The 6,294-nt window shown below is 56.2% G+C and carries 9 protein-coding genes; 7 read left to right on the plus strand and 2 right to left on the minus strand.

The window, feature by feature from the left end; genetic code table 11:
* Positions 1 to 84: 84 nt before the first annotated feature.
* Together AB1724_20340 and AB1724_20345 are read right to left on the minus strand one after the other, a co-directional pair.
* Positions 85 to 1,074, minus strand: coding sequence for a ribonuclease Z (locus tag AB1724_20340; protein ID MEW6080167.1), 990 nt, complete (start codon positions 1,072 to 1,074; stop codon positions 85 to 87).
* A complete protein-coding gene (locus AB1724_20345; protein MEW6080168.1) occupies positions 1,074 to 1,502 on the minus strand; it encodes a hypothetical protein in 429 nt (142 codons plus the stop codon). Before AB1724_20345 ends, AB1724_20340 begins: the two co-directional genes overlap by 1 nt.
* A gap of 197 nt (positions 1,503 to 1,699) precedes the next feature.
* Here AB1724_20345 and AB1724_20350 point away from each other — a divergent pair, with 197 nt between their 5' ends.
* From AB1724_20350 to rlmB, 7 genes are all read left to right on the plus strand, one after another.
* Complete coding sequence (locus tag AB1724_20350; GenBank protein ID MEW6080169.1) at positions 1,700 to 1,879, plus strand: Trm112 family protein; 180 nt, start codon at positions 1,700 to 1,702, stop codon at positions 1,877 to 1,879.
* Positions 1,876 to 2,445, plus strand: a complete 570-nt coding sequence (locus AB1724_20355) for a DUF4416 family protein (GenBank protein MEW6080170.1) — start codon at positions 1,876 to 1,878, stop codon at positions 2,443 to 2,445. Before AB1724_20350 ends, AB1724_20355 begins: the two co-directional genes overlap by 4 nt.
* On the plus strand, positions 2,442 to 3,326 hold the full coding sequence (locus AB1724_20360; GenBank protein MEW6080171.1) for a YicC/YloC family endoribonuclease: 885 nt from the start codon (positions 2,442 to 2,444) through the stop codon (positions 3,324 to 3,326). Before AB1724_20355 ends, AB1724_20360 begins: the two co-directional genes overlap by 4 nt.
* Before the next feature lie 51 nt (positions 3,327 to 3,377).
* Complete coding sequence (locus tag AB1724_20365; GenBank protein MEW6080172.1) at positions 3,378 to 4,238, plus strand: SDR family NAD(P)-dependent oxidoreductase; 861 nt, start codon at positions 3,378 to 3,380, stop codon at positions 4,236 to 4,238.
* 24 nt (positions 4,239 to 4,262) lie between these two features.
* Positions 4,263 to 4,532: a DUF370 domain-containing protein gene (locus AB1724_20370; protein ID MEW6080173.1), complete on the plus strand. Its 270-nt coding sequence runs from the start codon at positions 4,263 to 4,265 to the stop codon at positions 4,530 to 4,532.
* A gap of 19 nt (positions 4,533 to 4,551) precedes the next feature.
* Positions 4,552 to 5,169 (plus strand): guanylate kinase, encoded by a 618-nt coding sequence (gene gmk / locus AB1724_20375; protein MEW6080174.1) that lies wholly within the window; start codon positions 4,552 to 4,554, stop codon positions 5,167 to 5,169.
* A gap of 221 nt (positions 5,170 to 5,390) precedes the next feature.
* Positions 5,391 to 6,146 carry a 23S rRNA (guanosine(2251)-2'-O)-methyltransferase RlmB gene (gene rlmB, locus AB1724_20380; protein ID MEW6080175.1) on the plus strand — a complete coding sequence of 252 codons (756 nt, stop codon included), beginning with the start codon at positions 5,391 to 5,393 and terminating at the stop codon, positions 6,144 to 6,146.
* The last annotated feature ends 148 nt before the right edge of the window (positions 6,147 to 6,294 follow it).

Here is a 6,294-nt window from a genome sequence, read left to right on the forward strand (position 1 = left end):
TAACACTTAATCACTTAACACTTAATCACTTAAAACTTAACCACTTAAAACTTAAAACTTAACCACTTAAAACTTAACACTTAATCACTTAAAACTTCTTCCCGCTTCCCGCTCAACCTCCTCCCGCCGATCGATATACCGCGGCGAATAATGAAACGTGGTCAGCCGTTTGGCGCCGCAAAGCGCGGCAATACGGCCGGCCTGGGCAGCGGTCAGATGAAATTTGGCCCGGGCTGTTTCCCGGTCTTCGTCCAGAAAATGGGACTCTATAAAGAGATGATCGGAACCACTTGCAAATTCAACTATTTTCCTGTTGTTTTCGTCGCTGGAAACCACGTCGGTGATATAAGTTATCGTCTGACCGGGTGTGATCAGAGCGATGTTCCCGGCCAGTTCCGTCACCCGGAACACCCGGGGGCCGTCTTCCCCCGGAATGGTGATTTCGGTTTCTTCGGTATAGCCGGAAAAGAGGAGCTGTTTGAAAACATTCAGCCATGGCCCCGGTTCCAGGCCGAGACCGGCCAGAGCGGTCTTTTTGATATTGATGTGAAACCGTTCATTCAGGCGGAATCCCAGGCAGGGAATGCCGTGGTCAAGGATGATGGCGGAAACGGAAAAGCCCGGTTCCGTCCACAGCAGGCCGGTGAAAGGCTGCCTGTCCTCCTCCTCGACGGCTTGAAAACGGTCACGGCACCGGCAGATCCGGGTTCTCATACCGTCCGTCCGGATTTCCGTGATATGAAGGGTCAGGCTTTCGGCATAGTTGGCCGCCAGGTTCCAGGTGTACCCGGCCAGTTTTCCTTCCATGTTATTAATGAAATTTTCAGGCCCGAAGAGATGAATGGTCTTGTCCCGGCCCAGAAGAAGACGCAGCAGTCGGTCAAAGCCGGCGAAGTGATCGATATGGGTATGGCTGATAAAACAGTGGCTTATTTTCAGTATCTCTCCGGGGGACAGGGCGTGGATATCGCCCAGATCGAAGATGACGGCCCGGTTTTGGAAGATGCAGTTGATATACAGGCAGGGGTCGTCAAAGGGATCGTTGACGAGCAGGGGCTGAAAGGTCGGTCGCATTATCCTTTTTCAGGGATATGTTTCTTCACCTGCTGGCTGATGCAGGTGTAAATGTCTTCATCCGAACCGAAAACATCCACGGTATCCTTGTGGTTGATAACCTTTTCAATCACGAAGGCCGTGACATACAGCGCGACAATATTGGGGTTGAGGGTGATATCCCGGAAGGGGGCGACGCAGAAGTCGATATCAAAATCATCGGAGCGGGTGAGCTCTTCCAGGCACCCGTGAATCAGGGTTTCCAGGCTGTTCTGGCTGGATGTCTCCACCAGGCCGGTTTCCACGAGCTTGGAGGTGATACTGGAAGCAAGCTGGTCCGCTATATCTCTGACCCGGGATATGGTTGATCGCCGTTCGAAATTTTTGGAGGATTCGATTCTGGAAAGGAGTTGAGACTCTCTGTTGCCCTTGTGAAAAGTTTTTCCCATGACACATTCCTTAATTTACAAACCGCTGTCCGTTCTTCAGTTCTCAAATATTCGTCACCATAATGGGGGAGAGGCCTGATTGCAAGGAAAAATTCAGGAAATTTTTTGATTGACGGGCGTATTCCTTTTGCATGACTCCCCGCGGTTTGGTATAACCGGTTCCATTATTATCCACACCCCAACAGCAAGAGGTAATTATGACCGTCAAACAGGCGCTTCTGGACATTCTGGCCTGCCCGAAATGCAAGGGCGACATCCGCATGGACGAAACCGGCAGTTGGCTGATCTGCGATGCCTGTAAGCTGAAGTATGAAGTCCGGGACGATATTCCCATCATGCTGATCGAGGAAGCCGTCCCGCTGGACGATGCAAAATGAGTATCCCCGCCCAGCCGGATCCGGCCAGACTGGTCATTGGAATTCTTACCGGCCGCAAGGATCTGCTGGAACCGGTAGCCGGAGACCTGACGGACCGGTTCGGACCGGTCGGCCTGGTCAGCCGGTGGTTTGATTTTGACTTTACCACCTATTATAACGCGGAATTTGGTTCGCCGCTTTCCCGGCGCATGTTCGGCTTTCAGAATCTTATTGGTCAGGATCAACTGGCCGGGATCAAGCAAATCACCAACGAAATCGAGAAAACTTACACCCGGGACGGAAAGCGGGCGGTCAACATCGATCCCGGGTACTTGCTCCGGGAGCGCTTTGTGCTGGCTACCGGCAAGAATTTCGCCCATCGGATTTACATCGGCAACGGGATTTACGCCGACCTGACCCTGCTGTATTATGACAAGGCGTTTCAATCACTTCCCTGGACGTATCCGGATTATGCCGATGGCGCCATGCAGTCGTTTTTAACCCAGGTCAGGAACCGATACGTCATAGACCTGAAAAATGAGGGTTCGAGGGCTCAAGGGGCCGGGAAGCCAGAGGATTGTTTATGATCATCAGCATGACCGCGTTCGCGGAAACCAGGACGGAGCGGAACGGGTTTGTGGTCGATTGCGAGATCCGTACCTATAACAGCCGCTATCTGGATGCGAGTATCCGGCTGCCGGCCCGGTACCGCCATTGCGAGGGCGACATCAAGCAGTTAATTTCCCAGCGCATTCAACGCGGCCGCGTGGAGATGTCCCTTTTCATCCGGGATGAGCGGGATCAGCCGTCCGTTCGCTACGAAGTGGATGCCGCCCGGGCCGCCGGTTATCATAATGCCCTGGTTCAATTGCGGGACACCCTGGGCTTAAACGGCGAAATCCCTCTGGATCTGATCGCCAGGGCCGAGGGGGTGATTACCTCCCGGGAACCCGAGGCCCCGGGTGAATTTGAATGGAACTGCATCCGGGAAGCCGTGGAAACAACCATCGAGGCCCTGAATGAAATGCGCCGGAAAGAGGGCGCTTTCCTTGCCGCCGACCTGTCGGCGCGAATGGACACGCTGGAGACGATTGTTTCTTTTGTCCGGGGCCGGAGCGCCGACCTGATGGCGGAATATTACGAGCGGGTGAGAGAGCGGGTCCGCACCCTGGTCAATGAAATGGTCCAGATCGACGAGACGCGAATCGCCCAGGAAGCCGCTTTTTACGTGGACAAGGCCGACATCTCCGAGGAAATTGTCCGGGCGGAAAGCCATATTGACCAGTTTCGCAAGGCCGTGGCGGATGATCAGCCCTGCGGCCGGAAACTGAATTTTCTGCTTCAGGAGTTCAACCGGGAATTCAATACCATGGGCTCCAAGACCGGCAACCCGGATGTTTCGGAAAGGGTGGTCACGGCCAAAATCGAGCTGGAGAAGCTGCGGGAGCAGGTCCAGAATGTGGAATGATGAATTGGGCAGCCGGGGAAACATAAGGCCACAGTCAGAGGGGAGAAGATCATGATCAATTTACGGGGAAAGACGGCCATTGTCACGGGCGGGGCCATGGGGGTCGGGCTGGACACCGCCCGGCGGCTCCTGGCCGAGGGGTGTGATGTCACCATCTGGGACATCAATGAACCGGCTCTGGCCGGCGCCGTCAAGGAACTGGAAACCGTTTCCGGCGGCCGGGTGTTTGCTTACACGGCGGATGTCTCCGACCGGGATCGGGTACTCGCCCTGGTTGAAAAGGCCCGGCAGGACATGGGCCGGATCGACATTCTCATCAACAATGCCGCTTTCGTGCGGCCGGGATTTTTTACCGAGCGGCCGGTGGAAGAGGCTGTCCGCCAGATGGATGTGAACGTCAATTCCCTGTTTTACACCATCCATGCCGTCCTGCCGGAAATGCTCGAGCGGGATTCCGGGCACATTGTCAATGTGGCTTCCGGGGTCGCCTTCGTCAGCACGCCCGGGCTGGCCGCCTATGTCACCTCCAAGTGGGCGACCTGGGGGCTGACCGATGTGCTGCGCATGGAAGCCCAGGCCATGGGCAAAAAGGGCGTGCGTTTTTCCTCCATTCATCCCGGCAACATTCTCACCGGCATGTTCGAGGGGTTCAAGCTCAACTGGCTGGGCGCGCTCATCACGCCGCCGGTCAAAAATCATGATATCATCGCCCGGGCCATTGTGGAGAGCGCTCTCAAGCGGGGGCAGCAGGTTGTGGCCCGGCCGCGGACACTGAAGGTGCCCGTGGCCCTGCGCGGCATTATTCCCGACCGGCTGGGCAACCGGCTGGCGCTGCTGCTGGGAGCCGGGCAGTGCGTCAAGGATTATAAAGGACGCCAGGGGCATATTCATTGCTATGACAATAAAAAATAAGGGTCGATTGATTATGGGGTGGAAATGCCGCAAAAGCTTTTGAATGTCGGGTTTGGAAACCGCATCGTGGCCGAGGAGGTCGTGGCCATTATTTCGTCCAGCTCCGCGCCGGTCAAGCGGATGAGAAACGATGCCGCTGAAGCCGGGCGACTGATCGATGCCACCCAGGGCCGCAAGACCCGATCCATCATTGTCATGTCCAGCAACCACGTGGTGCTGTCGGCCATCAATCCGGATACGGTTTCGCAGCGGTTTGCCGCCATCAACGGACAGGGGCTGATTGACGAGGAGTAGCCGTCGCGGCAGGCAAGACATGATGACCATTTTTCAGCAGCCAGACAAAAACGCATCAGGACAATCCGGCCCTCACCGGCGGGGGAGGCTGTTTATCGTTTCGGCCCCTTCGGCTGCCGGTAAAACCACCCTCTGCGCCGGTCTGCTGGAGCGGCTGCCGGATATGGTCCGTTCCGTGTCCTATACCACCCGCGCACCCCGGCCGGGAGAACAAAACGGCGTTGATTATTATTTTATTGACGAAAAACAGTTCCGGGCCGGGATCGATACCAATCGATGGGTGGAGTGGGCCCGGGTCCACGGCAATTATTACGGAACCGCCGCGGACGCCATCGAGGAGAAGCTGTCGGCCGGAATCGACATGGTGCTGAACATCGATGTCCAGGGCGCCGACCAGATCCATGCCCGCTATCCCGACAGCGTCCGGATTTTCATTCTGCCGCCTTCCCTGGAGGAACTGCGGCGGCGGTTGGAGACACGAGGCGGTGATGACCCCGCGGCCATGGACGTGCGTATGGCGGCCGCCCAGCAGGAAATGGCCCGGCGCCATGATTTTGACCATGTCATCGTCAATGATGACCTGGACACGGCCATCGATCAGTTGATCGCCGTTGTCGCCGGTTACCGGTCGTCTTAAGGGTATCGAGGTGCCCTTAACCGTAGCGGAAGGCGTCACCGGCTGTCCGTTAATTCGTCATCCCGGCCTGTGGAGCGAAGCGGAACGTGAGCCGGGACCCAGTATAAATATTGATATGATTCATTCTTCTGGATTCCGGATCTCGTCCGGAATGACGATCGCTTGAGGTTGTTGGACAACCTGTTCAGCCTTCCAGAAACCCGAAAGGATAACGGTATCCGGTGAAAGACGGCCATAAAAGAGAAATACTGTACGGCGTTCATCCGGTCATGGCCGCGCTTGCGGCCGGCCGCCGGACGGTTTACGCGATTTATGTGACCGGATCGGAGCGGAATAAAAAACATCCGGACCCGGTTCGCGGCCGGGCCGCCGAGATCGGCGTACCGGTCATCGTGACCAGCGGCGATCAATTAAAGCGGATGACCGGATCAGACGCCCACCAGGGGGTCGCGGCCGAGGTCGGCCGGTACCCGCTGAGCGCCCTGGACGACGTGCCGGCGATAAAGGCCGTTTCAGGAGACACTTTTCTGCTGATCGCCGACGGCATTCTGGATCCGCACAACCTGGGCGCCCTGATCCGGACCGGGGCCTGCGCCGGTGTGGACGCCGTGATCATTCCCGGCGACAACGCCGCTTCGCCCACGCCGGCCGTGTCCAAGGCTTCGGCCGGGACAATGGAAAGCATGCGGATCGTCCGCGAGACCAACATCGCCCGGACCATCGACCGGCTCAAGGAAAGCGGCATCTGGGTGGCCGGGCTTGACCGCTCCGGCGGGGTGTCCCTCTATGATGCCGACCTGACCGGCCCCATGGCACTGGTCATCGGCGGCGAGGACCGCGGCGTCCGGCGGCTGGTCCGGGAAAAATGCGACTGGATTGTGGCCATTCCGCAGAAAGACGACGTCAACTCCCTCAACGCGTCGGTGGCCGGCGGTATCGCCATGTATGAAATCGTTAGGCAAAGAAGGAATAAGTAATTAAGTGTTAAGTGGTTAAGTTTTAAGTTTTAAGTAACCACCTAAAACTTAATCACTTAAAACTTAAAACTTAACCACTTAAAACTTAACCACTTAAAACTTAATCACTTAAAACTTAACCACTTAAAACTTAAAACTTAATAACTTA

The sequence above is a fragment of the Thermodesulfobacteriota bacterium genome (assembly GCA_040753795.1).
GTDB lineage: Bacteria > Desulfobacterota > Desulfobacteria > Desulfobacterales > Desulfosudaceae > JBFMDX01.

Bases quoted from the DNA above. Each gene is read 5' to 3' on its own strand.
- AB1724_20340 (MEW6080167.1), bottom strand. From the start codon at position 1,074: ATGCGACCGACCTTTCAGCCCCTGCTCGTCAACGATCCCTTTGACGAC.
- AB1724_20345 (MEW6080168.1), bottom strand. From the start codon at position 1,502: ATGGGAAAAACTTTTCACAAGGGCAACAGAGAGTCTCAACTCCTTTCC.
- AB1724_20350 (MEW6080169.1), top strand. From the start codon at position 1,700: ATGACCGTCAAACAGGCGCTTCTGGACATTCTGGCCTGCCCGAAATGC.
- AB1724_20355 (MEW6080170.1), top strand. From the start codon at position 1,876: ATGAGTATCCCCGCCCAGCCGGATCCGGCCAGACTGGTCATTGGAATT.
- AB1724_20360 (MEW6080171.1), top strand. From the start codon at position 2,442: ATGATCATCAGCATGACCGCGTTCGCGGAAACCAGGACGGAGCGGAAC.
- AB1724_20365 (MEW6080172.1), top strand. From the start codon at position 3,378: ATGATCAATTTACGGGGAAAGACGGCCATTGTCACGGGCGGGGCCATG.
- AB1724_20370 (MEW6080173.1), top strand. From the start codon at position 4,263: ATGCCGCAAAAGCTTTTGAATGTCGGGTTTGGAAACCGCATCGTGGCC.
- gmk (MEW6080174.1), top strand. From the start codon at position 4,552: ATGATGACCATTTTTCAGCAGCCAGACAAAAACGCATCAGGACAATCC.